Origin of the sequence: Curtobacterium oceanosedimentum (assembly GCF_020297365.1) — a bacterium.
Lineage (GTDB): Bacteria > Actinomycetota > Actinomycetes > Actinomycetales > Microbacteriaceae > Curtobacterium.
On sequence record NZ_JAIXIG010000002.1, the window covers coordinates 1 to 25829 of the forward strand.

A 25829-nucleotide genomic window follows, 5' to 3' on the forward strand; every position below is an offset into this window, starting at 1 on the left:
CGCCGCGGCGGTCCTCCTCGGGATCGGCGTCGTGCTCCTCGTCACCCGCGACCGGCGCCCGCGCCACCGCGGTCGAGGCCGCCGTTCCCTGGACGCGACCCGCCACCGTCCCGCCCCCTGACCGGCCCACACCGGCAGCACGTGCCCGCAGCCGACGGGCACGCCCGTCCCGCGCGGTGGTCGCGCCGCCACGACGGACGGGAGGCGCGGTGCCGGCCCGACCCGCGCCTCCCGTCCGCCCCGCGTCACCCGGCGCGACCCGACCCGTGCGATCCGGTGTTCGCCCGCTGCGCACACCGGGCCGTCTGTCGGTCCCCGCCGGTACCATCTGCTGAGTGACGATCTCGGGCATCATCCCTGCGCTCTCGCGCGCCTCCGCCTTCGATCGCGTGCTGCGCGCCGCGCCGCGCGACGCCGACTTCTCCGTGGTGGACGGCCTCCGGGTCCCGCTGCTCGGCGCGCTCGTCGCGGAGCGGAAGGGGCCGCAGTGCGTCCTCGTGATCACGGCGACCGGGCGCGAGGCCGAGGCGGTCCGTGACGCCGTCGGCAGCTACCTGCCGGACGCCGACGTGCTCGAGTTCCCCGCGTGGGAGACCCTGCCGCACGAGCGCCTCAGCCCGAGCGCGCAGACCGTCGGCACCCGGATCGCGACCCTGCGCCGCCTGGGTGCGTGGCAGGCCGCGGCACCCGCCGACCGGCGCACCACCATCGTCGTGGCGAGCGTCCGTGCGGCGCTGCAGCCGATCGCGGGCAACCTCACCGAGCTCGCCCCCGTGGTGCTGCGGACCGACTCGCGGGGCAACGACCTGGCCGGCATCGCGTCCCAGCTGGTCGACCTGGCGTACGCGCGGGTCGACCTCGTCACCCGGCGCGGTGAGTTCGCCGTGCGCGGCGGCATCCTCGACGTCTTCCCGCCGGCCGCCGACCACCCGGTGCGCGTCGACTTCTTCGGCGACGAGATCGAGGCGATCAAGGCCTTCTCCGTCGCCGACCAGCGCACGACGGACGACGACCTCGGCTCGGTCGAGCTCACGGCGTCCCGCGAACTGCTGCTGTCCGACGACGTCCGACAGCGGGCGCGCGAGATGCTGCACGAGTTCCCGAACCTGTCGCAGATGCTCGCGAAGATCGCCGAGGGGATCCCGGTCGAGGGCATGGAGTCCCTCGCACCCGCACTCGTGCAGGACCTCGTCCCCGTCACGAGTTACCTGCCCGACGAGGCCACCATCGCGGTGTTCTCGCCGGAGCGGGTGAACGGGCGAGCCAACAGCCTGGCCGAGACGAACACGGAGTTCCTGCAGGCCGCGTGGAGCGCCGCGGTCGCCGGTGCGCAGGCGCCGATCGACCTCGACGCCGGCAACTTCCTGACCGTCCAGCAGCTCAAGAACACCCGCGGCCAGCGCACCTGGTGGACGGTCTCGCCGTTCGACTCCGGCCTCGACGAGGGCGACGACGACCGCATCCTGACCGACGCCGAGGCCGCGGCCGAGGCGGGGGAGTACATCCGCGTCCGCGCCGAGGCGGTCCCGAGCTTCGCGGGCAGTGCCGACGGCGCCGTGGCGCACGTCAAGGCACTGACCGACGACGGGTGGGCGGTCGTGGTGACCGCACAGGGCCAGGGGCTCGTCGAGCGCGCCGTGCAGGTCCTGGCCGACGCCGGGGTCGCGGCCCGCGCCGAGTCCCTGACCGAGCCCCCTCAGCCGGGCGTCGCGGTCGTCACGACGGCCGCCGTCGAGCACGGGTTCGCCGTGCCCGACCCACGCATCGTGGTGCTCAGCGAGGCCGAGTTCTACGGGCGGAGCGTGCAGCAGGGCGCCCGCACCGTCAAGAAGCTCGCCAGCCGCCGCAAGAACGTCGTCGATCCGCTGCAGCTCAAGCCGGGCGACGTCGTCGTGCACGCGACCCACGGCATCGGCAAGTTCGTCGAGCTCGTCAGCCGGGAGGTCAGCTCCGGCGGCCGCAACGCCGTGAAGACGCAGCGCGAGTACCTCGTCCTCGAGTACGCACCGTCCAAGCGGAACTACCCCGGTGACAAGCTCTTCGTGCCGACCGATCAGCTCGACCAGCTGTCCCGGTACGTCGGCGGCGAGAACCCGACCCTGTCGAAGATGGGCGGGTCGGACTGGTCCGCGGCGAAGTCGAAGGCGCGCAAGGCCGTGCGCGACATCGCGGTCGACCTCGTCAAGCTCTACTCCGCCCGCATGGCGTCGAAGGGGCACGCGTTCGGCCCCGACACCCCGTGGCAGCGTGAGCTGGAGGAGGCGTTCCCGTTCGCCGAGACCGTCGACCAGCTCACCACCATCGACGAGATCAAGCGCGACATGGAGAGCCCGGTCCCGATGGACCGCCTGCTGTCCGGCGACGTCGGCTACGGCAAGACCGAGGTCGCCATCCGCGCGGCGTTCAAGGCCGTGCAGGACGGCAAGCAGGTCGCCGTGCTCGTGCCGACGACGCTGCTCGTCCGCCAGCACATGGAGACGTTCCAGGAGCGCTTCGCCGGGTTCCCCGTGCACCTGCGGGCACTGAGCCGGTTCCAGACCGAGAAGGAGTCGAAGGAGACCGTCGCCGGGCTCGCCGACGGCACGGTCGACATCGTCATCGGCACGCACCGCATCCTGTCGCAGAACGTCCAGTTCAAGGACGTCGGGCTCGTCATCATCGACGAGGAACAGCGGTTCGGCGTCGAGCACAAGGACCAGCTGAAGAAGCTCAAGACGAACGTCGACGTGCTGGCGATGTCGGCGACCCCGATCCCGCGCTCCCTCGAGATGGCGGTCACGGGCATCCGCGAGATGTCCACCCTGGCCACCCCGCCGGAGGACCGCCACCCGATCCTGACGTTCGTCGGCCCGCAGTCCGACCTGCAGGTCGCCGCCGCGATCAAGCGCGAGCTGCTGCGCGAGGGCCAGGTGTTCTACGTGCACAACCGCGTGAAGGACATCCAGTCGGTCGCCGCGCACCTGGCCGAGATCGTGCCGGACGCCCGCATCGCCGTGGCGCACGGGCAGATGGCGGAGAGCACCCTCGAGCAGGTCATGGTCGACTTCTGGGAGCGCCGCTTCGACGTCCTGGTCTCGACGACGATCATCGAGACCGGTCTGGACATCGCGAACGCGAACACGCTCATCATCGACAAGGCGGACAAGTACGGGCTGTCGCAGCTCCACCAGCTGCGCGGTCGTGTCGGCCGTGGGCGGGAGCGCGGGTACGCGTACTTCCTCTACGACTCCGACAAGCCGCTGTCCGAGACCGCGCAGGACCGCCTCGAGACCATCGCCGCCAACAACGAGCTCGGTGCGGGCATGCAGGTCGCGATGAAGGACCTCGAGATCCGCGGGGCGGGCAACCTGCTCGGCGGTGAGCAGTCCGGCCACATCGCCGGCGTCGGGTTCGACCTGTACCTCCGCATGATCGGCGAGGCCGTCTCGCAGTTCCGCGGTGACGTCGCCGAGGGGCAGACCGAACTCCGACTCGAGATCCCCGTCGACGCCCACATCCCCGAGGACTACGTCGAGTCCGAGCGACTCCGGCTCGAGGCGTACCAGAAGCTCTCGGCGGCCTCGGCCCCGACGGCGCAGCCGACCGCGATCGACATGGTGCTCGACGAGCTCACCGACCGCTACGGGCAGCCGCCGCAGGCCGTGCAGACCCTGGTCGAGGTCTCCCGTCTGCGCCGGATGGCCCAGCAGGTCGGGTTGTCCGACGTCGTGGTGATGGGCTCGAACCTGCGTGTCGCGGGCAAGGAGCTCGCCGACTCGGCGCAGGTGCGGCTCGGACGCATGTTCCCGGGCGCCCGGTGGTTCGCGCAGCAGAACGCGACGAGCATCCCGATCCCGCGCCCGCACGACCAGGCGCTCCCGGACGACGCGTTCATCCGGTGGGTGGAGAGCATCCTCACCGCCGTGTACGGCGCGACGACCCCGGCGGAGGCGCCGGCGGTCTCGTAGTCGGCCACGGACGGACGGGAGGCACGGTGCCGGCTGGCACCGTGCCTCCCGTCCGTTGGTGGGGGCGTCCGGGGCCGGTGCGGACTCGGAACGACAGCCCCGTTGTCGTACGACGTCGACACTGTCGCACGCGCCCTCGCGCGGACTCGGAACGACAGCACCGCGCCGCCCGTGACCGCTACTCGGTCGCCTCGGCCTCGGACAGCTCGCGGCGGGCGCGGTAGGTCCGGGCCCGCAGGGTGACCACGACCGCGGACGCGACGATGGCGATGCCCGAGCCGACGAGCACGGCGAGCACACCCTCGTCCAGGATCTCCTCGTTGCGGGCGAACGCCAGCTCGTTCATGAGCAGCGACACCGTGAACCCGATGCCGCCGAGCACGCCGACCGTCACGATCGAGAAGAGCGACAGCGACGACCGACCCGGTGAGCGGAACAGGCGGGTGGCGACCACGCCGAACAGCGTGATGCCGACGACCTTGCCGACCGGCAGCGCGACGACGACGGCCCAGAAGGTGGGCGAGAGCTCACTGATGCCGACGGCCGGGATCACCACGGCGGCGGAGGCGAACGCGAACACCGGCAGCACGATCGCGTTCGACCACGGCTCGACGTTCTCGTGCAGCGTGTGGCCCGGCCGGCGGGGCAGGACGAGGCCGAGCGCGACACCGGCGATCGTGGCGTGCACGCCGGAGTGGTAGACGAGCCACCAGGTCACGAGCCCCACCAGGACCATCGCCACGATGATCAGCGTCTGGCCGCTGCGCCCCGGACGGAGCATCCGGCCGAGCAGCCAGAACACCGCGAGCGTGACGACGGCCCCGGAGAGGGCCAGGAAGTCGGTGTCGTGCGCGAAGACGACCGCGATGATGACGATGGCGATGAGGTCGTCGAGCACGGCCAGGGCGAGCAGGAACACCCGGATGCCGGACGGCAGGCCCCGACCGAACATCGCCAGGACCCCGAGCGCGAACGCGATGTCGGTCGCCGTCGGGATCGGCCACCCGTGCGTGTACGGCGTGCCCGCGGTGACGAGCAGGAAGATGCCGGCCGGGACGAGCACGCCGCCGACCGCCGCGATGGCGGGGATGATCGCGGTCTTGGGGTTCGACAGCTCGCCGTCGACGAGCTCCTGCTTCAGCTCGATGGCGACGAGCAGGAAGAAGACCGCGAGCAGACCGTCGCTGATCCAGTGCGCGATCGACAGGTCGAGGCCGAGGGCTCCGAGCGGCAGGTGTGCGTCGAGCAGGCGTTCGAGGCCCGGGCCGACGGGGGAGTTCGCCACCACCAGGCCGAGCACGGCGGCGGTGAGGAGCGCGATGGCGCTGAAGCGGGGGGAGCGGACGAGGGACGACATGGATCTCCGTCTCGAGGGGTCGGGTGAGTGTCCGTCGACCAGACTTCCCGACACACCAGCAGCCAGCCTACGCGAGTGCGACGATGGCCGCATGACCGCTGTACCGGACCTCGTGACCGTCGTCGACCGCCTGCTCGCCGAGGACGGCGGGTGCGTCTGGAACCGGGCGCAGACCCACGCGTCGCTCGCGCGGTACGCGGTCGAGGAGTCGTACGAACTCGTCGACGCGATCGACGACGGCGACCCGGACGACGTGCGCGAGGAACTCGGCGACCTGCTCTACCAGGTCGTGCTGCACGCGGGGATCGCCGCGCTGGCCGGCGAGTTCACCCTGGAGGACGTCGCCGCCGGCGTGCGCGACAAGATGACCCGGCGGCACCCCCATGTGTTCGGGGAGGAGACCGCGGACACCGTCGAGGACGTCGTCCGCGTCTGGCGTGCGGCCAAGGCCGCCGAGAAGGCAGGTCGGCGCAGTGCGTTCGACGGCGTGCCGCGGGCGATGCCGCCGCTCGAGCGGGCGGTCAAGCTGCTCGAACGCCTGGAGGAACGGGGCGACGTCGACGCGGTGGTCGCGTCCGTCGCCGGGGTCGGCCCGGAGGCCCGTGGTGCGTCGATCGCGGAGGCTGCGGTGGGCGCGGCTCCCGTCGGGGACGGGCCGTCGGTGGTGGACGGGCCGTCCGTCGGGGGCGGAGCGGTTCTCTCCGAGGCCGCCGGTGCGGTCGAACCGGCGTGGGGGAGTGCGGTGCTGGGCGAGGTCGCGGATGCGGTCCGTCGCGGTGTCGACCCGGTCGCGAGTCTGCGCGCGGCGGTGTCGGCCCTGGAGCAGGCCGGGCGCGCTGCGGAGCGCTGAGGGCGCGCGGACGTTCCCGACCCGGGCAGGGAGAGCGGGCGCCCTCCCAACCCGAAAAAAGGAGGGCGCCCGTGAGCGGGCGTCGGCTCCACCAGGGAGAGGCGCCGACAGGAGACCCGCTCGAACCGCGGGACGCACTGCAGCACGTCGCCCCGCGTTCGGTCCGGAGCGCGGATCAGGCACGTTCCGGACCGAGGTTCTGGATGCAGTATGTCAGTGGCTCGGTGGGAGTGCAAGCCCCGATCCTCGGTCTGCCAGAATTGCCCTCATGGCGACGACCGTGACCGTACCCCGTGGCATGCGCGACTTCCTCCCGGCCGACAAGGCCCGCCGCGAGCACGTGCTCGGCGTCGTGCGCGACGTCTACGCGCGGCACGGTTTCGACGAGATCGAGACCCCCGTCGTCGAGGACGCCGCCCGGCTGCACTCCGGCCTCGGTGGGGACAACGAGAAGCTCGCGTTCGCGGTCATGAAGCGGGGGCTCACCACGGAGGACCTCCGTTCGGCCGAGGCACCGCTGGACCTCGCCGACCTCGGCCTGCGGTTCGACCTGACCGTGCCGCTCGCCCGCTTCTACGCCTCGCACCGCGCCGAGCTGCCGAGTGTCTTCCGTTCCGTGCAGATCGCACCCGTCTGGCGTGCCGAGCGTCCGCAGAAGGGACGCTACCGCCAGTTCGTGCAGTGCGACATCGACATCCTCGGGGAGCCCGGCCAGCTCGCCGAGATCGAGCTCATCCGTGCGACCACCGCGGCGCTCGACGCCCTCGGCATCGCCGGCACGACGATCCGGATCAACGACCGGCGGATCCTGCTGGCGCTCCTCGCGTCGTGGGGGATCGTCGAGCCGGCCGTCGCGGACCGGGCGCTCATCACGATCGACAAGCTCGACAAGATCGGGCCGGACGGTGTCGCCGCAGAACTCCGCGCGACGCTGGGCGCGGACCTGCCCGGACTCGAGGACACGATCCGCGCGCTCGAGGCCGCCGACTGGTCCTCGGTCGAGAACGCGCCGTGGCTCGACGCCGACGCGTTCGCCGACCTCCTGCGCCTGCGTGACGCGCTGCCCGGCGTCGACCTGCGCTTCGACCCGACGCTCGTGCGCGGCATGGGCTACTACACGGGCACGATCTTCGAGGTCGCGCACCCCGACTTCGGGTACAGCCTCGGCGGTGGCGGACGCTACGACGGGATGATCGGCCGGTTCCTGGGACAGGACGTCCCGGCGGTCGGGTTCTCGCTCGGGTTCGAGCGGCTCGTCGACCTCGTGACGCTCCCGGAGTCGGCCGAGTCCGACGCCGTCGTGCTGCTGTACGACAAGGACGTCGACCCGGTCCGGCTCGCCGCGCTGAAGGACGAGGCACTCGCGTCCCACCGACGCGTCCGGCTCGAACGCCGCACGAAGAACACCAAGAACCTGCTCGCCGGCCTCGCCGCACAGGGCTTCACGGCGTTCGCCTCCGTCGGCGCGGACACCGGATCGCTCGAGGGCGTGGAGTTCCGACCGCTCGACTGACCCGGTCGCCGAGTTCTCCACACACGGCGTCACGGCCGACGTCGTGTTCACCTCGGCTCGCTAGGATCGACACCGCAATCACCACAACCAATGTGTAGGGAGTACCCCGTGGCCCTGATCGATGCCGTAGGCGCACGCGAAGTCCTCGATTCCCGAGGCAACCCGACGGTCGAGGTCGAGGTCCTCCTCGACGACGGCGTCGTGTCCCGCGCGCTCGTCCCGTCCGGTGCCTCCACCGGCGCCTTCGAGGCGTACGAACTCCGCGACGGCGACGCCTCGCGCTACGGCGGCAAGGGCGTGCTCAAGGCCGTCGACGCCGTGCTCGACGAGATCGGCCCGGCGCTCGAGGGCTTCGACGCCTCCGACCAGCGCCTCGTCGACGCCGCGCTCATCGAGCTCGACGGCACCGAGAACAAGTCCCGCCTCGGCGCCAACGCGATCCTCGGCGCCTCGCTCGCCGTCGCCCGCGCCGCTGCCGACTCGGTCGACCTGCCGCTGTTCCGCTACCTCGGCGGCCCGAACGCGCACACGCTGCCCGTCCCGCTGATGAACGTCGTCAACGGTGGCGCCCACGCGGACACCAACGTCGACATCCAGGAGTTCTTCCTCGTGCCCTACGGCGCCGGGTCCTTCTCCGAGGCACTCCGCTGGGGCGTCGAGACCTACCACGCCCTCAAGGGCGAGCTGAAGAAGCAGGGCCTCGCCACCGGCCTGGGCGACGAGGGCGGCTTCGCCCCGGAGCTCGCGTCGAACCGCGCGGCGCTCGACTTCCTGCTCACCGCCATCGAGAAGGCCGGCTACACCCCGGGCAAGGACATCGCGGTCGGCCTGGACGTCGCGTCGACCGAGTTCTTCTCGGACGGCAAGTACCAGTTCGAGGGCAAGCAGCTGTCGAGCCAGGAGTTCACCGCGTACTTCGCCGACCTCGTCGCGAACTACCCCCTCGTCACCATCGAGGACCCGCTGGCCGAGGACGACTGGGAGGGCTGGTCGCACCTGACCGCCGAGCTCGGCGACAAGGTGCAGATCGTCGGCGACGACCTGTTCGTCACGAACCCGAAGCGCCTGCAGCGCGGCATCGACGAGAAGGCCGCGAACTCGATCCTCGTCAAGGTCAACCAGATCGGCACGCTCACCGAGACGCTCGACGCGGTCTCGCTCGCGCACCGTCACGGCCTGACCTCGATCCTGTCGCACCGCTCCGGCGAGACCGAGGACACCACCATCGCCGACATCGCGGTGGCGGTCGACGGCGGCCAGATCAAGACCGGCGCCCCGGCCCGCTCGGACCGCGTCGCGAAGTACAACCAGCTCCTGCGCATCGAGGAAGAGCTCGGCGACGCGGCGGTCTACGCCGGCCGCTCGGCCTTCCCGCGCGCCGCCGCCCAGTAGGCAGTCCGGGCAGCAGCAGCCGCACCACCGAGACGCCGTCCTCCTCCGGGAGGGCGGCGTCTCGTCGTGTGCGCGCCCCCGAGGGCCGAGCGGTCAGGACGTGCCGCGCTCGCTGCGTCGAGTGGTCACGAGTCGTCGGCTGGCGCGGGCCTGGCCGACGGGACGTGACCACCGGACGTGCACCGGGCGGTGTGTGGTGACCACTCCAGGTGCGGAACGGGAGGGGCGGGCCGAAGTCGTGCCTCCCGACCGCCTCGACGTGACGGGGCGGGACGCTGGGAGGGCACCGAACAGCCGCGTGCCGGGCGGCGCGACCGGCGACGCCGGGTTATCGTCGGGACGTGCCCAGCCAGAAGCCCCGCGTCCGCCGCGTCCCCGTGGCGATGCCCGACGGCAGCACGCACGAGCAGCCCTGGTACCGCTCGATCCACTTCTCGGGCTTCAGCCTGCTCATGCTCGCGATCATCGTGTTGTTCGTGGTCGTCCTCGCGCCGTCGCTCCGGACGCTCATCCAGCAGCAGGAGCAGATCGCCCAGCAGCAGCACGAGGTGGCGAGCCAGAAGGCCGACGTCGCGCAGAAGAAGAAGGACGTCGCGCGCTGGGACGATCCCGCGTACATCGAGGCGCAGGCCCGCGACCGGCTGCTCTACGTGTACCCGGGCGAGGAGAGCTACCTCGTCATGGGTGCCGAGGACGACGCGTCCGAGGCGACCCCGCGGACCGACTCCGGCACCCCCGTGAGCGCGAAGGTGCAGACCCCCAAGGTGGACTGGGTGCAGGCGATGCTGTCGTCCGTGCTCGAGTCCGGGCTGACCGAGAAGACGGCCGCGGACCTCGTGGCCCCGGACGTGTCCGGCACGGGCGAGAGCAAGTAGCCGTCCGGTCCGACGGTGCGCCGGGTGCCGTGTCTCCGGTAGGCTCACGTTCCCGTGACGACCCCTCCCTTCGACCCGCCCTCCGACCGCGACGTCCAGGTCGTGTCGGCGCAGCTCGGCCGGCCGGCGCGCGACGTCATCGGGATCGCGGCACGCTGCGTCTGTGGCAACCCCACCGTCGTCTCCACGAAGCCCCGACTGTCGAACGGCACCCCGTTCCCGACGTTCTACTACCTGTGCCACCCCGCGGCCACCGCCGCGGTCAGCACCCTCGAGGCGAACCAGGTGATGCCCGAGCTGGCAGCCCTGCTCGAGGACCCCGAGGTCGCCGCGCAGTACCGCGCGGCCCACGAGTCCTACCTGGCCGACCGTGAGTCGATCGAGCACGTCGACGAGATCGACGGCATCAGCGCCGGTGGCATGCCCACCCGCGTGAAGTGCCTGCACGCCCTCGTCGGTCACGCCCTCGCCGCCGGACCCGGCGTCAACCCCATCGGTGACCTCGCGCTCGAGCGCGCGGACTGGTCGCCCTCCCGGTGCGAGTGCCGGGCGTATGATGACGGTGCAGACGCTGGAGTCGGGGCGGGTGGCGGCGAAGTCTGACTCGACTCCGCACACCCCCATCCAAGGAGAACATCCCCCGTGCCCAAGATCCTCGTCGTCGGCGGCGGTTACGCCGGCTTCTACACCGCATGGAAGCTCGAGAAGCACCTTCGCCAGGGCGAAGCCGAGGTCGTCATGGTGGACCCGCTGCCGTACATGACGTACCAGCCGTTCCTGCCCGAGGTCGCCGCCGGTTCGATCGAACCGCGCCACGCGGTCGTCGCCCACCGTCGCCACCTCAAGCAGACCCGCGTCGTCACGGCGAAGGTCACCGGGGTCGACCACGCCACCAAGACGGCGACGATCACCCCGGCCGAGGGCGAGCCGTGGGTGGAGTCCTACGACCAGATCGTCATGACGGCCGGCGCGGTGTCCCGCACGTTCCCGATCCCGGGTGTCGCGGACGAGGCCATCGGCCTGAAGACCATCGAGGAGGCCGCGGCGATCCGCGACAAGATCCTCACGAACTTCCACAAGGCGGCGAACCTGCCGGCCGGTCCCGAGCGCGACCGCCTGCTCACCGTCGTCGTCGTCGGTGGTGGCTTCGCCGGCATCGAGGTGTTCGCCGAGCTCCGCTCCTTCGTCACCGACCTGCTGAAGAGCTACCCGCAGCTGTCCTTCGACGACACGCACTTCCACCTCGTCGAGGCGATGGGCCGCATCATGCCCGAGGTCTCGCTCGAGACCTCGCACTGGGTGCTCAAGAACCTGGCGGAGCGCGGCGCGACCGTGCACCTCGAGACCCAGCTGGCCTCGGCCGTCGGCGGCGTCTGCGAGCTCAAGACGAGCGACGGCGCGATCGAGACGATCCCGTCCGACCTCATCATCTGGACCGCCGGCGTCATGGCGAACCCGATGGTCAAGGGCACCGACTTCCCGCTCGAGCAGCGCGGCCGCATCCGTGTGCAGCCCGACCTCCGCGTGGTCGACGACAACGGCGTGATCGCCGACGCGTGGGCCTGCGGTGACGTCGCGGCGGTCCCGGACCTGACCGGCGGCGGTGTCGGCGGCTTCTGCGTGCCGAACGCCCAGCACGCGGTGCGTCAGGCGAAGCAGCTCGCGAAGAACCTCGTGGCGACGATCCGCGGCGAGGCGACGACCGACTACAAGCACGAGAACCTCGGCGCCGTCGCGGGCCTCGGTCTCGGCACCGGTGTGTTCCAGTCCGGCAAGTTCGCCATGAAGGGCTTCCTGGCCTGGGGTGCCCACCGCGGCTACCACGGCCTGGCGATGCCGTCGTGGGAGCGCAAGTGGCGCGTCATCGGCGACTGGGTCGGCGGCTTCTTCCTGGGCCGCGACATCGTGTCGCTCGACGACCGCGAGACCCCGCGTGCCGCGTTCGAGGCGTTCGCGTCGCGCCCGAAGCCAGCTGCCGAGGCGCCCGCCGCACCGGCCGCTGCCCAGGCTCCGCAGGAGGGTCAGCCCGCCGGTGCCGCAGGCCCCGCGTACGGCGAGCCCGCGAAGGACGTCTCCAACGAGGCCGAGCCGGTGAAGGCCGAGGCCGACGCCGCGAAGTAGCAACGCGCGTCACGACGGCGGTCGCCCCGACGGGGTGGCCGCCGTCGTGCATCGGTAGGCTGTTGCGGCCCGCCCCCGTGGCCCAATCGGTAGAGGCACGCGACTTAAAATCGCTGAGTTGTGGGTTCGAGTCCCACCGGGGGTACCGCGCGACCCGGCGGGGCGCGAGGCTGTCCGCGGAGCCGCGACTCGGCACCGCACCCCGTGACCACCTACGATCGTCCTCGTGGTCGGACTCGGTAGCGCGCTCGCGAACCTGCAGCACGCCCTGCGTCGGCCCGAGGCCCACGTCGAGGTCGTCGACGGCGAGACCGTGCCCGTCGGCATGCTCCTCGGCACGCTCGGGGCCCTGCTGCTCGACGCCGGGAGCTCCGTCACCGACGTCCGCTCGGCACTCGAGAAGGCCCGTGACGCCGCCGGCGTGGGGCCCACGCTCGCCATCGGCGTCCTGCCGGCGCTCGTGATGGTGAGCGAGGTGGCGACGGGCGCGGCCACCATCGTCAACGCCGAGGGCGTGGAGCTCTCGTCACGGCAGGCCGCGCGGGCGAACCGTGTCGTGCTCGGCCTGGAGAGCGGCTCGATCGCCCTCGCCGAGATCCCCGCCCGTGTGCGCGCCATCCGTGCCGGCACGATCCCACCGCCCGCGCTGCCGTGGATCCTCGGCAACGCCCTGACGTCCGCCGGCCTCGCGGTCGTCTTCCGCTGCCCGTGGTGGGCGATCCTCGTCGCTCTCGCCGTGGGTGCGGTCGTCGGCGTCATCGGCCTGGTGCTCCGCCGGTTCCGCGAGGCCGTCGCGATCATCCCGTTCCTGGCCGCGTTCGTGTCGACCACCGTCGTCGGACTCGTCGCCGCGGGCACCGGCTTCGACCAGGTCCCCCTGTTCGCCGTGTGCGCGCCGGTCGCGGTGTTCGTCCCGGGAGCGCTCATCACCAACGCCCTGCTCGAGCTCACGGCGGCCGACATCGTCACCGGGGCCTCGCGGTTGGTGCAGGGGCTCATCATGCTCGGCTTCATGGCGGCCGGCATCGCCTCGGGCAGTGCGCTGACCGGGCTGCACGTCGACCCGTCGTCGGCGGCGCTCGTCGGCGAGGTCGCCGGCGTCGGGACGTCCCTGGACGGCTGGGAGGCCGTCCCCTCGTACTGGGTCTCGTGGGTGGCCGTGGTGGTCCTGGCCGTCGGACTCGGTCTGGTGTTCCGGTCGGGCTGGCGACTGACGCTCGTGTCGGTCGCGGTCATGGTGACGGCCTACGCGCTGGTGAGCGGGACGACGCCCGTGTGGGGCAGCGTCGTGGCGACCGGCGCGACGGCGGCGCTGCTGTTCGTCGGCACTCGGCTGCTCGAGCGGCTCGCGCCGGCGATCCCGGCGACGGTGTCGTTCTTCCCGGCGTTCCTGCTGCTCGTGCCGGGGACGGTCGGGTTGGTCGCGGTGGCGACGTTCGACGCGCAGGCCCTCGCGACCCCGCTCGCGACGTTCGTCAGCCTGTGCATCGGCACGAAGATCGGCGGGCTCCTGCCCGGGCTCTTCGCGCGCAACGCGCCGCACCGCCCGTAGCGGCGAGAGCACAGGGCGGCGGACCGGAGGCGCGAGGCGGGGCCGGCACGGGCCTCCCGTCCGACGGCACGCGCTGATCCGGGTCCGCAGCCCAGGCGGACGGCCGGGAGGCGCGGTGCGGCTCAACCGCGCGCGGTGCGTCCCGTGGTGCGCGCCCAGACCACGGCCGCGACCGCGGCCGCCACGCAGGCTGCGGCGAGGCCGCAGAGCAGTGCCGGCGGGGCGTGGGTGCCGGTCGAGCCCGAGTAGACGGCCGCGGTCACCGTGACCGCCAGCACGGCGAGGGCGACGTACCGGGCGCGGGAGGCAGCCAGGAGCGCACTGCCGGCGGACCCGGCGAGCGGCAGGAGGGTCGCGACCACGGCCCCGATCCCGCCGATGCACAGCGTGGTGGCGAACTCCGACGCGAGTGCCGCCCAGAAGCCGCCGGGGGTGCCGGTGCTGTGCAGCGCCCAGCCGGCCGTGGCGAGCCCGAGGAGCGCGACGACGCGCCAGGTCGCGGTCCGCGCGCTGGCGGCGATGCCCGAGCCGAGGCGGAGTGCCCCGGTGCCCAGGTCGGGGCGCCCCGACGGCACGAGCACGACGCCGACGACCAGCGCGGGGGAGAGGTCGGCGGCCCGGGTCAGCCCGCACGCCGCGACGGCGGCGAGCACCAGCCACGGTGAGACCCGGAAGCCCACGCTGCGGTGGTCGGGGCCGGCGGACCAGCGGGTCGCGAGCACGACGGCCGCGGTGAGCACCGCGGTGCCGAGCAGGACGGCGATCGCGAGGCGGACGTAGCGCGCCTCGAGTTCGACGCCGACGCCGAGCAGGGTGCAGAGCGTGGCGACGACCACGGCCGTCCCGATCGACACCCACGTCGGCAGGACGTCGCCGCGGGTGCGGTCCGAGCGGGTCCGGTTCCGGCCGAGCAACCCGGCGAGCGGGGAGCGGAGGCGGCCACCTGCCACGGCGGCGACGAGGGCGAGCGGTGCGGCGATCAGCAACAGGAACCCGGCTGCCACGGCCGTGGCGACCAGGACCGTCCGCCACGAGAACGCCGCCCGGATGGACGGGACGGTGCCGTCGTACGAGGTCGCGGCGGTCCAGTCGCCGGCGGGCCCGGACCAGTCGGGGCGACCGTCGGCACCGCGTGCGCCGGCCGCACCGTCGTGGCCGCCGTCCGTGCCACCGGCCGGGGCAGCGCTGCCGGTCCCGTCGTCGCCGGTCGCACCGGTGGTGTCGTCACTGCCCGGCCGGCTGCCGGATCCGTCGGCGGGCGAGGGTGCGCTGCCGGTGCTCCCCGGTGCGCCGGGGGTGCCGGCGCTCGGCGAGCCCGGCGTCGCCCCGCCCGTGCCGCCGGGCTCGGTGGTCGGTGCGGCCGTCGTCGCGAACACCACGATCCGGACGGGCGCCGACGACCGCGAGTAGTTGTGCGCCGCGTCGTGCTGCGTCGCGGTGAGCCGGTGCACGCCAGCGCGCATCGTCGACCCGGTCGTCGCGCACGACCACCCGCCGTCGGCACTGACCGTCGCCCCGCAGACGGGCGCGCGGTCCACGTACACGGTGACGCCGGCACCGGGTTCGCCGGTGCCCCGGACGGTCGTGGTCCGTGCACCCACCCGCTGCCCGTCCTGCGGCGACGTGATGTCGGGTGCGTCCGGAGCGGTGCGGTCGAGGGTCAGGGCGACCGGCGCGGACGCGGCGCTGCGCAGGTCGGACCGGAACCCGCGAGCGGTGCTGGCGGTCTGCGAGGCGGTCGCGGTGACCGTGCCGTCCGCCCGCACCGGGAGTGCGGCGACCCACCGGCCGTCGGCCCCGACCGGCGCGTCCTGCTGCGCCGACGAGCCGGACACCGACAGGGTCACGGTCGCCCCGGGGAACCCGGTGCCGGACACCGTGCCACCCGTGGGCCGACCGCCGGCGATGGTCGGGGGCACGATGACGTCCGCCGCGGGCGCGTCCACTCCCGACGCCGTCGGGACGGTCAGGTCGCGCACGGTGAACACCTGCTGGGGGCCCGAACGGACCGAGCCCAGGCAGGCCCACCGTCCGTCCGGCCCGACCGCGGCGGTGCACCCGCTGGTCCCGCCCCCGGCCGGTCCGCTCACGCGGACGCTGTGTCCCGGCGCAGCCGTGCCGTGGAAGCGGGTGGTCCCGGTCGTCACGTCGCCGGGGTCGGCGATGGTGAGGCGCACGGCGGGCGACGGTGTCGGGGGTGGGGTCGGGGCGCCCGGGCGTCCGACGCTCGGCGGCGCACCGTCGCTCGGCGCGGGGCTCTCGGTCGCGGTCGGCCCGGCGGCAGCGACGGCAGGGGCGGCGGTGGCGGGGGCGGCGATCGTGCTCAGCAGTGCCGCGGCGAGGAGGGTCGCGGCTGTGGCGAGCACGGCGATCCGGGCACGACGACGAGGGCCGTCGCCCCCGACGGCCCCTTCGTCCACGTGCTCCCCGCGCGTCCTCACCGGGTCCATCCCACGGGATCGACGGCGTCCGGTCAACACTCCCCGCGGATGATGACCACGATCGGCCCGCAGTCCGAGCGCCCGGTGTGCGTGACTCGGGAATCGCCCGTGAACACTGCTCATGGAACAGAGCGCGGTCGGCGCATCGATAGACTTCCCGATGGCCGATCAGGCCGTCGCAGCACCGCGGATCCCGACGCGCAAAGGAGTACGCCCTCATGGACACCGGACTCGTCACGACGCTCATCGTCGTCGGAGTGGTGGTGGTCGTCCTGGTGATCATCGGGATCTACCTCTGGGTGACGTACAACGCCCTGGTCACGCTCAAGGTCCGCGTCGACGAGGCGTGGAGCGACATCTCCGTCCAGCTGAAGCGTCGCGCCGACCTCATCCCGACCATCGTCGACACGGTCAAGGGGTACGCCACCCACGAGAAGGCCGTCTTCGACGACGTCACGAAGGCCCGGTCCGAGACCCTGACGGCCGGTGACGCCGGATCGGCCTCCGCCGCCGAGGGGCACATGCAGAAGGCGTTGAAGAGCGTCTTCGCGGTGGCCGAGGGGTACCCGCAGCTGCAGTCGAGCCAGAACTTCCTGCAGCTGCAGTCGGAGCTCGTCGACACCGAGGACAAGATCCAGGCCTCCCGCCGGTTCTACAACGGCGGGGTGCGCGAGCTGAACACGAAGATCCGGGTCTTCCCGAACTCCGCGTTCGCGAAGAACCGCGGGTTCACCGAGGCCACCTTCTTCGAGACGGCCGAACCGGCAGCGATCGCCGAACCGCCGCGCGTCCAGTTCTGATCCCAGCGTCGGGGCCGACGTGTACAGCGCCATCGCGCGGAACAAGCGGAACACCGTGCTCATCGTGCTGGTGTTCCTGCTGATCATCGGCGCGCTCGGGTTCCTGGGCGGCTACCTGGCCGGCAACGTGTCGATCGGGGTCATCGCGCTCGTGGTCGCACTCGGGTACGCGGTGCTGCAGTACTTCTCCGCCGCACGGCAGGCGACCGCGATCGCCGGCGGCGTCGAGATCGACCGGGCCTCGGAGCCACGGCTCTGGCGCACGGTCGAGAACCTCGCCATCTCGACGGGCATGCCGATGCCCCGCGTGTTCGTCATCCCGGATCCGTCGCCGAACGCCTTCGCGACCGGGCGTGACCCCGAGCACGCGGTCGTCGCGGCGACGACCGGTCTGCTCGAGCTGATGGACGACCAGGAGCTGCAGGGCGTCATGGCGCACGAGCTCGGCCACGTCCGGAACTACGACATCCGGGTCTCGACGATGGTCTTCGGCCTGGTCGTCGCCGTCGGGCTCATCGCCGACGTGCTCCTGCGCATCTCGTTCTTCGGGGGTCGAGGTCGGGGGTCCGACAACGGCGGCGGCGCGAACCCGGTGCTGCTCGTCGCCGGCATCGTGGCGGTCCTGGTCGCACCGATCGCCGCGGCCGGGGTGCAGGCCGCCGTGTCGCGGCAGCGGGAGTACCTGGCCGACGCGACGGGCGCGATGACGACCCGGTACCCCGAGGGGCTGGCGCGTGCGCTCGAGAAGCTCGGGGCGCACGGCCGACCGATGCAGACGCAGAACTCGTCGATGGCGCACCTGTGGATCGCCGACCCGATGCGGCCCGGCGTGATGGACCGGCTGTTCTCGACGCACCCGCCGCTGCCCGACCGGATCGCGCGGCTGCGGGCGTCCGCCGAGCGGTTCTGACCCGGGGTCAGTCCCCGAGGGCCGCGGCGTCGGCGCCGACGTCGGGCGCCGGTGCGTCCGCCACAGGTGCCGGGGCGTCCGCGTCGTCGGCCGACCGGTGGGGCACCAGGCTGACGCCGAGCGCCCCGGCGACGTCCGCCGCCGCGGTGCCACGGTCGGTCACCTCGACCGCACCGAGCCCCTGCCAGGCCGCCGTGCGCCGCAGGGTCTCGGCCAGCCGTTCGGCGTCCAGGCGTTCACCGGGCTCCTGCCACGCGGTCCGGACCCGGAGCACCCCGCGCTGCCGATCGCTCTTCAGGTCGATGCGCCCGACCAGCCGGTCGTCCTGCAGCACCGGCAGCACGTAGTACCCGAACACCCGCTTCGGTGCCGGTGTGTAGATCTCGATCCGGTAGTGGAAGCCGTACATCCGCTCGGCCCGGCGCCGGAACCACACGACCGGGTCGAACGGACTGAGCACGGCGTCGGCGTCGACCCGTCGCGGCACCCGGGCGTCCGCGTGCATCCACGCCTGCTCGCGCCAGCCCTCGACCCGGACCGCCAACAGGACGCCGGCGTCGGTGAGGTCGGCGAGGGCGGCCGCGGTGTCGTCGGAGCGCAGCCGGTAGTAGTCGGCGACGTCGGCGCGCGTCCCGACGCCGAGCGCACGCGTCGCCCGCTGCACGAGCTCGCGCACGGCCGTCCGCCGGTCCGGTGCGGCGTCCAGGAACCCGGCGGGCAGGACCTGCTCGGGCAGGGCGTAGACCCGCTCGAAGCCCGATCGCCCGGCGCTCACGACCTCGCCCCAGCGGAACATCTGCTCGAGCCCGAGCTTCACGTCGCTCCAGCCCCACCACGGCCCCCGGCGGACGTTCGACTCGTGCTCGACGGCGCTGGCGGGCATCGGTCCCTCGGCACGGAGCAGGGCCTGCAGCTCACGACGCACGGTGGCGGTCCGGGTGACCCCGTCGATCCGTGTCGGTCCGGCGTCGCGCTCCCGCAGGGCGTCCATCCGCCAGCGGAACAGCCGCAGGTCGTCCCGGGGCACGATCGCGGCCTCGTGCGCCCAGTACTCGGTGTACGGGCCCGAGCGGTGGAACGTCAGACGGTCCAGCGTCGACCGGTCGTAGGCGCCGAGCCGGGCGAAGAGCGGCAGGTAGTGGCTGCGCTCGAACACGTTGACGGAGTCGATCTGCAGCAGCCCGAGCCGGCCGATCGTGGCGTTCAGCGCCCGCGTCGAGACGGTGTCCGCCGGTGGTCGGCCGAAGCCCTGCGCGGCGAGTGCGACCCGGCGTGCCTCGGCGGCGGAGAGCGTCGTCCTGACCATGCCGCGACGCTACCGACTCCCGCCGACACGGGCGTCCACGGACACATGCCGCGTCCGGCACCTGCCGCAGGGCGCGTCGCTACACTCGGCCCATGGCCTGGGGCAAGAAGACACAACCGGAACCCGTCGTCGACGCGGCGGTGCCCGAGGGCATGCGGATCGCGGGAGCGTGGTCGTGGCGGATCCTCGTGGTGGTCGGGGTCGTCGCGGTGGTCATCTACCTCGTCACGCTGTTCAGCGAGATCCTCATCCCGTTCCTCATCGGCATCGTGGTGGCCGCGCTCCTCGTGCCGCTGTCGAACTGGATGCAGCGCCACCACGTGCCGAAGTGGCTCGCCGTCATCGTGAGCCTGGTCGGCGGGCTCGCTGCCGTCAGTGCGCTCATCTGGCTCGTCGTCGACCAGATCGCGGCCGCCTACCCCTCGCTCCGTGACCGCACGCTGTCGCAGTACGACACCATCCGCGACTTCGTGCTGAACTCCGGCCTGGGCATCAGCCAGCGCGACCTCAACTCCTACCTCGACCAGGCCACGGACTGGCTGCAGAGCAACTCCGGGTCGATCCTGTCCGGGGTGGCGAGTGCCGGGTCGTCGCTGACGCACATCCTCACCGGCCTGTTCATCGTCATCTTCACGGTCATCTTCCTGCTCATCGACGGCAAGAACGTCTGGCGCTGGGCGGTGCGGCTGTTCCCGAAGAACGCCCGCAGCGCCATCGACGGCGCCGGTGTCGCCGGGTGGACGACCCTGACGAGCTTCATCCGGGTGCAGATCTTCGTGGCCTTCGTCGACGCGGTCGGCATCGGGCTCGGGGCGTTCATCCTGCAGCTGCCGCTCGTGGTGCCGATCGCCGTGTTCGTGTTCCTCGGGTCCTTCATCCCGGTCGTCGGCGCGATCGTCACCGGCTTCCTCGCCGTGTTCGTGGCACTCGTCTTCAACGGCTGGGTCGCCGCGGTGTGGATGCTCCTGGTGATCCTCATCGTGCAGCAGGTCGAGGGACACATCCTGCAGCCGCTGGTGATGGGCAGCGCGGTCAAGGTGCACCCCCTCGCCGTCGTCCTCGGCGTCACCGCGGCGTCGGGGCTCGCGGGCATCGCCGGCGCCTTCTTCGCGGTGCCGCTCATCGCGACCGTGAACTCGATGGTGACGACGATCGCGAGCGGTCGCTGGAAGACGATGGACTCCGACCACGTGCGCGAGGCCCGGCAGGAAGCCCACGACGCCAACGTCGCGTCGAAGCGCCGCCGTCGGGTGATGAAGCTGCGTCGTCGTCGGGGTGACGTGCCGCCGCCCGGTGTCGACGAGCAGCCCACGGCCGTGAAGGGGACGGCGGGCTGAGCGACACCGACCGGCCGCGTCACGAGTTCGCCGCCGCGGCCCCGAGCGACGATGATGGGGGAGTGACCGACACCAGCGCCTCCCCGAACACGCTCGCCGCGATCCCGACCCTGGCGGACATCGAGGCGGCGCGCGAGACGATCAAGGGCGTCGCACGGGTCACGCCGATGGAGACGTCGCAGTTCCTGGCGGAGCTGCTCGGGTCCCCGGTGCACCTGAAGTGCGAGAACCTGCAGCGCACGGGCGCCTACAAGGTGCGCGGCGCCTACAACCGCCTGTCCGCCCTGTCCGAGGAACAGCGGGCCGCGGGCGTCGTCGCCGCCAGCGCCGGCAACCACGCGCAGGGGGTCGCCCTCGCCGCCCGCGAACTCGGCATCCCCGCGACGATCTTCACCCCGGTGGGCGTCGCGCTGCCGAAGCTGCAGGCCACCCGCCACTACGGTGCCGACGTGGTGCTGCGCGGGCACTCCGTGGAAGAGGCGCTGAGCGCCGCGAAGGACTTCGCCGCGCACACCGGCGCCGTGTTCATCCCGCCGTTCGACCACCCGGCCGTCATCGCCGGGCAGGGCACGCTCGGCCTCGAGATCATCGACCAGGTACCCGACGTCGACACCGTGGTGGTGCCGATCGGCGGCGGCGGCGTCATCTCCGGCATCGCGCTCGCGGTGAAGGGCATGGCCGAGCGGCTCGGCCGGCCGATCCGGGTCATCGGCGTGCAGGCCGAGAACGCCGCCGCCTACCCGTCGTCGATCACCGCGGGCGAGCCCGTGACGATCACCACGAAGCCGACCATCTCCGACGGCATCGCCGTGGCCCGCCCGGGCGACCTGAACTTCCCCATCATCCGCGACCTGGTCGACGACATCGTCACCGTCTCGGACGACGACACCGCCCGCGCCCTGCTCGTGCTGCTGGAGCGCGCGAAGCTCGTGGTCGAGGCAGCGGGTGCGGTCGGCGTCGCCGCCATCATGGCCGGGGCCGTCCGCGACACCGGCCGCACCGTGGTGCTGCTCAGCGGCGGCAACATCGACCCGCTCATGATGGAGCGCGTGATCACCCGCGGCCTGGTCGCGGCGTCCCGCTACATCGGCATCCGGATCATGCTGCCGGACCGTCCGGGCCAGCTCGCGCGCGTCGCGCAGGTGATCTCGGACGCCGGCGCGAACGTGGTCGAGGTGCTGCACACCCGCCACGGGCAGGGCCTGGTGATCAACGAGGTCGCGCTCGACCTGTCGATCGAGGCGCGGGGCCCCGAGCACGCGCAGGAGGTCATCCAGCGCCTGCACGAGGTCGGGTTCCGCCCGGAGCTGCTCGAGCACTGAGACCGCGACGATCCACGCGTCGATCGACGCGTGGACCGTCGGACGCGCGGTGCGCGCCGTGGGCGCGACCAGCAGACAGACGGGAGGCCCGTGGCGGCGTCGCCACGGGCCTCCCGTCTGCAGTGCTGCGGCCTACGGCTCGTAGCGCTCGATCTTGACGACCTCGACGGCGATCTCCTTGCCGTTCGGCGCCGTGTAGGTGGCCTTGTCGCCCGCCTTGCGGCCGATGATCGCGGCACCGACCGGGCTGACCGGGCTGTAGACCGTCAGGTCCGACCCCTCGGCGACGATCTCGCGGCTGCCGACCAGGAACGTCGACTCGTCACCGGCGATGACCGCCGTCACGACCGTGCCCGGCTCGACGGTCCCGTCGAACGTGGCCTCGCTCACCGTGGCGTGCTTGAGCAGCTCCGTGAGCACGCGGATGCGGGCCTCGATCTTGCCCTGTTCGTCCTTCGCGGCGTGGTAGCCGCCGTTCTCCTTGAGGTCGCCCTCTTCACGCGCGGCCTCGATGCGGCGCGCGATCTCGGCGCGGCCCTCGCCGCTCAGCTCCTCGAGCTCCGCCTGGAGACGGTCGTGTGCCTCCTGGGTCAGCCAGGTGACCTGGGTGTCGTTGCTCATGTTCTGTCCCTTCGACCATGAAAAAACGAGACCGGCCGAGTGGTCGGTCTCGAAAGGCGAATCACAGCAGTCTAAGGAATCCAGCAGTCGTGGATCAACCCGGTCACGCCGCGGGTCGTCGTGGTGACCTCGGTCGTGATGCTGCGGGTGCGCTGCTCGGCGGCCGGCAGGGTGACCTCGCGCCACCCCACGATCGAGTACCCCTTGTCGAGGACCTGGACGGCGCACTTCGCCTCGACGCCGGGGTCGACGGAGACCTGCGAGTGCACCACTGTGTCGTGCTCGGACAGGACCTCGTACCCGACGACGTCGTGGTCGAGCCCGCGGTCGGACTGGTCGAGCCCGGCCCAGACCACCCACGCGGCGAAGACCACGACGACCGCGACGGCCGCCACGATCGCGATGATCCGGCTGCGACGCCGGCGTTCGGGCGTGCGGCCGTACCGTTCGTCGAGGGTGACGGTCTGCTGCTGATCGGACAGTTCGGGGCTCCCGGGGTGGATATCCTGATCCCAGGGTAGTTCACGCGACGCTGTGCGCTGCCCGCGTCCGACGTCGCTCACCCGCTGTGAGGAACCCACGTGCCCTACCGTCTGCTGGCCGTCCACGCCCACCCCGACGACGAGTCGAGCAAGGGTGCCGCGACCGCCGCGAAGTACGTGGCCGACGGACACCAGGTGCTCGTCGTCTCGTGCACGGGCGGCGAGGCCGGCGACATCCTCAACGACCAGCTCGGTGAGCCCGCCACGAGTCGCGCACACCGTGACATGGCCGGCTACCGTCGGTCCGAGATGGCCGGTGCGCAGGCCGCGCTCGGCATCGACCACGTCTGGCTCGGCTACCACGACTCGGGTCTCCCCGACGCCGAGCAGGGCGAGACCGTCCGACCCGGCACGTTCTCCACGGTGCCGCTCGAGTACAGCACCGAGGCGCTCGTCCGGGTGATCCGCCGCTTCCGGCCGCACGTGCTCGTCACCTACGACGAGAACGGCGGCTACCCGCACCCCGACCACATCCGGACGCACGAGGTCTCGATGGCCGCGTGGTCCGCCGCCGCCGACCCCTCGGCGTACCCGTCCGCCGGTGCCCCCTGGTCGATCGCGAAGCTCTACTACGAGCGCACGATGAACCCGCGGCGCTTCCGCACCGTCTTCGAGGCGCTGCAGGAGCGGGACCCGGACAGCCCGGCCGTCGAGCAGCTGCGCGAGTGGGTCGAGCGGTCCGCCGACCGGCCCGACCTGGCGACCACCCACGTCGACGTGCACGAGTACTTCGACCAGCGCGACGCCGCACTCCGCGCGCACGCCAGCCAGGTGCCGCCGGACAGCGCGTTCTTCTACTGGCCGAACGACCTGCTGGCGACGGTGTGGCCGACCGAGGACTACCAGCTCGTCGAGGCACGCGTGCCGACCGAACTCCCGGAGACCGACCTGTTCGCCGGGATCCCAGCCGACAAGGAACCCACCCCGTGAGCACCATCGCGACCGCACTCGTCGCCCAGCCCAGCCCCAGCCCCTCCGTCGTGCCGGACGTCGACGTCACCCCGGGTGTCATCGGCTTCGTCGCGATCGCGCTCGTCGCCGTCCTGACGATCCTGCTCATCGTCGACATGACCCGACGGATCCGCCGGACCCGCTACCGCGCCGAGGTGCGCGAACGGCTCGAGTCCGAGGCGAACGGCACCGCGACGGACGGCACCGCGGGCGACGGCGCCGCGACGGACGAGCCCGACCGCCGCGCGGCCGAGGACGGCCGGGCCGACGTGGGCGACGACACCGAGCGCGGCTGACGCGACCGCCTTGCGGACGGGAGGCCCGTGGTGGCATCGCCACGGGCCTCCCGTCCCTAGCGCACCGGGTCCAGGGCGACGATGAGCACGCCGACCCACTGCGCACCGAAGGCGACGACCGTCAGGGCGTGGAAGACCTCGTGGAACCCGAACTGCGTCGGCACCGGGTTCGGCCGCTTGAAGCCGTAGACCAGGGCACCCACGACGTACGCGAGACCGCCCGACAGGATCAGCACCGTCATCGGCACGCTCGCGGCGAAGAACTGCGGCAGCAACCCGAGGGCCGCGCACCCGAGCACGAGGTAGATCGGCACGTACAGCCAGCGCGGTGCGTTGATCCAGAGCACCCGGAACGCGATGCCCAGCGCCGCTCCGGACCACATCACCCAGAGCACCACGACCATCAGCGTGTGCGGCAGGGCACAGAGCGCGATCGGCGTGTAGGTCCCGGCGATGAGCAGCAGGATGTTCGTGTGGTCGATCCGCTTCAGCACCGCCTTGACCCGCGGCCCCCAGGGGAACCGGTGGTAGGTCGCCGAGACGCCGAACATCGCGAGCGACGTCGCCATGAACACCGCGCTGCCGACCTTCGCCGCCGTGCTGTCCGCCAGGGTGATGAGCACGACGCCCATCGCGACGGCGAAGGGGAACGCACCCAGGTGGATCCAGCCGCGCCAGGCCGGACGGGGCTCGGCAGCGGTCGCTGTCGCCGACGCCTCCTCCGTGAACGGGACGTGGGGGAGCGTGCCGGTCTCGTGCTCGTCCTGCATGGACCCGACCATAGGGCCTGAGTCCGAACGACAGCCACGTGTCCGCGCAGCGGGGCGCCCAGGACGCTCGTCCACCGGGTGCACTACGCTCAGTGCGTGACCGGGACGGCGGGATGGACAGGGCGCGGGATCCTCTACCGCGCCTACCAGCGTCGCATCCGCCGCCAGCTCGAGGGCGCCGCGAAGCCGAAGCACGTCGCCATGATCGTCGACGGCAACCGCCGCTGGGCCAAGCAGCTCGGGCTGGAGTCGGCCGCCCACGGACACCGCGCCGGCGCCGCGAAGATCCCCGAGTTCCTGACCTGGTGTGACGAACTCGGCGTCGAGGTCGTCACGCTGTACCTGCTGTCCGCCGACAACCTGACCGGCCGCGGCGGCGAAGAGCTCGACGAGCTCGTCGGCATCATCGCGGACCTCGCCGGGGTGCTCGCCGACGACCGTGACTGGCGCGTGCAACACGTCGGGTCGAACGAGGGCCTGCCGGCGGACCTGGTCACGGCGCTCGAGCGGGCCGAGCAGCGCACCGCCGGCCGCACCGGGCTGCACGTCAACCTGGCCGTCGGCTACGGCGGTCGCCGCGAGATCGCCGATGCCATGCGCAGCATCGTGCAGGCGCACGGCGCGGGCGGCGGCACCATCGACACCCTGGCCGAGGTCCTGACGCCGGAGCTCATCGGCGACCACCTGTACACGCAGGGTCAGCCCGACCCGGACCTGGTGATCCGGACGTCGGGGGAGCAGCGGCTGTCGGACTTCATGCTGTGGCAGAGCGCCCACAGCGAGTTCTACTTCGTCGAGGCCTTCTACCCGGACCTGCGCGAGGTCGACTTCCTGCGCGCGGTCCGTGACTTCGGCCTGCGCTCCCGTCGCTTCGGCGGCTGACCGAGCCACCGCCGGTTGTGCCACGGCCGGTCGCGTCCGGCTCG

The 25829-nt window shown here is 72.3% G+C and carries 21 protein-coding genes and 1 tRNA gene; 16 read left to right on the top strand and 6 right to left on the bottom strand.

Annotated features, from left to right (window positions below):
- Positions 1-335: 335 nt before the first annotated feature.
- A complete protein-coding gene (gene mfd, locus LEL83_RS00865; protein ID WP_198657826.1) occupies positions 336-3947 on the top strand; it encodes a transcription-repair coupling factor in 3612 nt (1203 codons plus the stop codon).
- Between the two features lie 178 nt (positions 3948-4125).
- Here mfd and nhaA read toward each other — a convergent pair whose 3' ends face one another.
- On the bottom strand, positions 4126-5304 hold the full coding sequence (gene nhaA / locus LEL83_RS00870) for a Na+/H+ antiporter NhaA (protein WP_225557388.1): 1179 nt from the start codon (positions 5302-5304) through the stop codon (positions 4126-4128).
- Positions 5305-5395: 91 nt separating this feature from the next.
- On the opposite strand from nhaA, the gene LEL83_RS00875 reads away from it, so the two are divergent.
- From LEL83_RS00875 to LEL83_RS00910, 8 genes are all read left to right on the top strand, one after another.
- Entirely contained in the window at positions 5396-6154 is a 759-nt protein-coding gene (locus LEL83_RS00875) for a MazG family protein (protein WP_225557390.1), read from the top strand.
- A 268-nt stretch (positions 6155-6422) separates the two neighbouring features.
- The gene (hisS, locus tag LEL83_RS00880) at positions 6423-7667 is read left to right on the top strand and encodes a histidine--tRNA ligase (protein ID WP_225557391.1); all 1245 of its coding nucleotides are present in this window, start codon (positions 6423-6425) and stop codon (positions 7665-7667) included.
- Positions 7668-7775: 108 nt separating this feature from the next.
- On the top strand, positions 7776-9059 hold the full coding sequence (gene eno, locus LEL83_RS00885) for a phosphopyruvate hydratase (protein WP_198657830.1): 1284 nt from the start codon (positions 7776-7778) through the stop codon (positions 9057-9059).
- 341 nt (positions 9060-9400) lie between these two features.
- Complete coding sequence (locus LEL83_RS00890; RefSeq protein WP_198657831.1) at positions 9401-9934, top strand: FtsB family cell division protein; 534 nt, start codon at positions 9401-9403, stop codon at positions 9932-9934.
- Positions 9935-9988: 54 nt separating this feature from the next.
- Positions 9989-10537, top strand: a complete 549-nt coding sequence (locus tag LEL83_RS00895; protein ID WP_071406119.1) for a DUF501 domain-containing protein — start codon at positions 9989-9991, stop codon at positions 10535-10537.
- A 39-nt stretch (positions 10538-10576) separates the two neighbouring features.
- Positions 10577-12055 carry an NAD(P)/FAD-dependent oxidoreductase gene (locus tag LEL83_RS00900; RefSeq protein ID WP_225557392.1) on the top strand — a complete coding sequence of 493 codons (1479 nt, stop codon included), beginning with the start codon at positions 10577-10579 and terminating at the stop codon, positions 12053-12055.
- Between the two features lie 71 nt (positions 12056-12126).
- Positions 12127-12200, top strand: a tRNA-Leu gene (locus tag LEL83_RS00905).
- 81 nt (positions 12201-12281) lie between these two features.
- Positions 12282-13607 (top strand): threonine/serine exporter family protein, encoded by a 1326-nt coding sequence (locus LEL83_RS00910; RefSeq protein WP_198657833.1) that lies wholly within the window; start codon positions 12282-12284, stop codon positions 13605-13607.
- A gap of 122 nt (positions 13608-13729) precedes the next feature.
- Here LEL83_RS00910 and LEL83_RS00915 read toward each other — a convergent pair whose 3' ends face one another.
- Positions 13730-15973 carry an Ig-like domain-containing protein gene (locus LEL83_RS00915; protein WP_225557394.1) on the bottom strand — a complete coding sequence of 748 codons (2244 nt, stop codon included), beginning with the start codon at positions 15971-15973 and terminating at the stop codon, positions 13730-13732.
- Between the two features lie 293 nt (positions 15974-16266).
- Here LEL83_RS00915 and LEL83_RS00920 point away from each other — a divergent pair, with 293 nt between their 5' ends.
- Positions 16267-16848 carry a LemA family protein gene (locus tag LEL83_RS00920; protein WP_198657835.1) on the top strand — a complete coding sequence of 194 codons (582 nt, stop codon included), beginning with the start codon at positions 16267-16269 and terminating at the stop codon, positions 16846-16848.
- 19 nt (positions 16849-16867) lie between these two features.
- Complete coding sequence (locus LEL83_RS00925) at positions 16868-17758, top strand: M48 family metalloprotease (RefSeq protein ID WP_225557395.1); 891 nt, start codon at positions 16868-16870, stop codon at positions 17756-17758.
- A gap of 7 nt (positions 17759-17765) precedes the next feature.
- Here LEL83_RS00925 and LEL83_RS00930 read toward each other — a convergent pair whose 3' ends face one another.
- Positions 17766-19064, bottom strand: a complete 1299-nt coding sequence (locus LEL83_RS00930; RefSeq protein ID WP_225557396.1) for a winged helix-turn-helix domain-containing protein — start codon at positions 19062-19064, stop codon at positions 17766-17768.
- Between the two features lie 92 nt (positions 19065-19156).
- On the opposite strand from LEL83_RS00930, the gene LEL83_RS00935 reads away from it, so the two are divergent.
- Together LEL83_RS00935 and ilvA are read left to right on the top strand one after the other, a co-directional pair.
- Positions 19157-20401, top strand: coding sequence for an AI-2E family transporter (locus LEL83_RS00935; RefSeq protein WP_198657838.1), 1245 nt, complete (start codon positions 19157-19159; stop codon positions 20399-20401).
- A 62-nt stretch (positions 20402-20463) separates the two neighbouring features.
- Positions 20464-21723 (top strand): threonine ammonia-lyase, encoded by a 1260-nt coding sequence (gene ilvA, locus LEL83_RS00940; protein WP_225557398.1) that lies wholly within the window; start codon positions 20464-20466, stop codon positions 21721-21723.
- Positions 21724-21855: 132 nt separating this feature from the next.
- Here ilvA and greA read toward each other — a convergent pair whose 3' ends face one another.
- A complete protein-coding gene (gene greA, locus LEL83_RS00945) occupies positions 21856-22344 on the bottom strand; it encodes a transcription elongation factor GreA (RefSeq protein ID WP_198657840.1) in 489 nt (162 codons plus the stop codon).
- 71 nt (positions 22345-22415) lie between these two features.
- On the bottom strand, positions 22416-22739 hold the full coding sequence (locus LEL83_RS00950; protein ID WP_308009845.1) for a DUF4307 domain-containing protein: 324 nt from the start codon (positions 22737-22739) through the stop codon (positions 22416-22418).
- A 186-nt stretch (positions 22740-22925) separates the two neighbouring features.
- Here LEL83_RS00950 and mca point away from each other — a divergent pair, with 186 nt between their 5' ends.
- Entirely contained in the window at positions 22926-23816 is an 891-nt protein-coding gene (mca, locus tag LEL83_RS00955) for a mycothiol conjugate amidase Mca (RefSeq protein WP_225557399.1), read from the top strand.
- Positions 23813-24133, top strand: coding sequence for a hypothetical protein (locus tag LEL83_RS00960; RefSeq protein WP_198657843.1), 321 nt, complete (start codon positions 23813-23815; stop codon positions 24131-24133). The genes mca and LEL83_RS00960 overlap by 4 nt, the downstream gene beginning before the upstream one ends.
- A 56-nt stretch (positions 24134-24189) precedes the next feature.
- On the opposite strand, the gene trhA is transcribed toward LEL83_RS00960, so the two are convergent.
- The gene (gene trhA / locus LEL83_RS00965; RefSeq protein ID WP_225557400.1) at positions 24190-24903 is read right to left on the bottom strand and encodes a PAQR family membrane homeostasis protein TrhA; all 714 of its coding nucleotides are present in this window, start codon (positions 24901-24903) and stop codon (positions 24190-24192) included.
- Positions 24904-24999: 96 nt separating this feature from the next.
- On the opposite strand from trhA, the gene LEL83_RS00970 reads away from it, so the two are divergent.
- Positions 25000-25785, top strand: coding sequence for an isoprenyl transferase (locus LEL83_RS00970; protein WP_198657845.1), 786 nt, complete (start codon positions 25000-25002; stop codon positions 25783-25785).
- Positions 25786-25829: the final 44 nt, after the last annotated feature.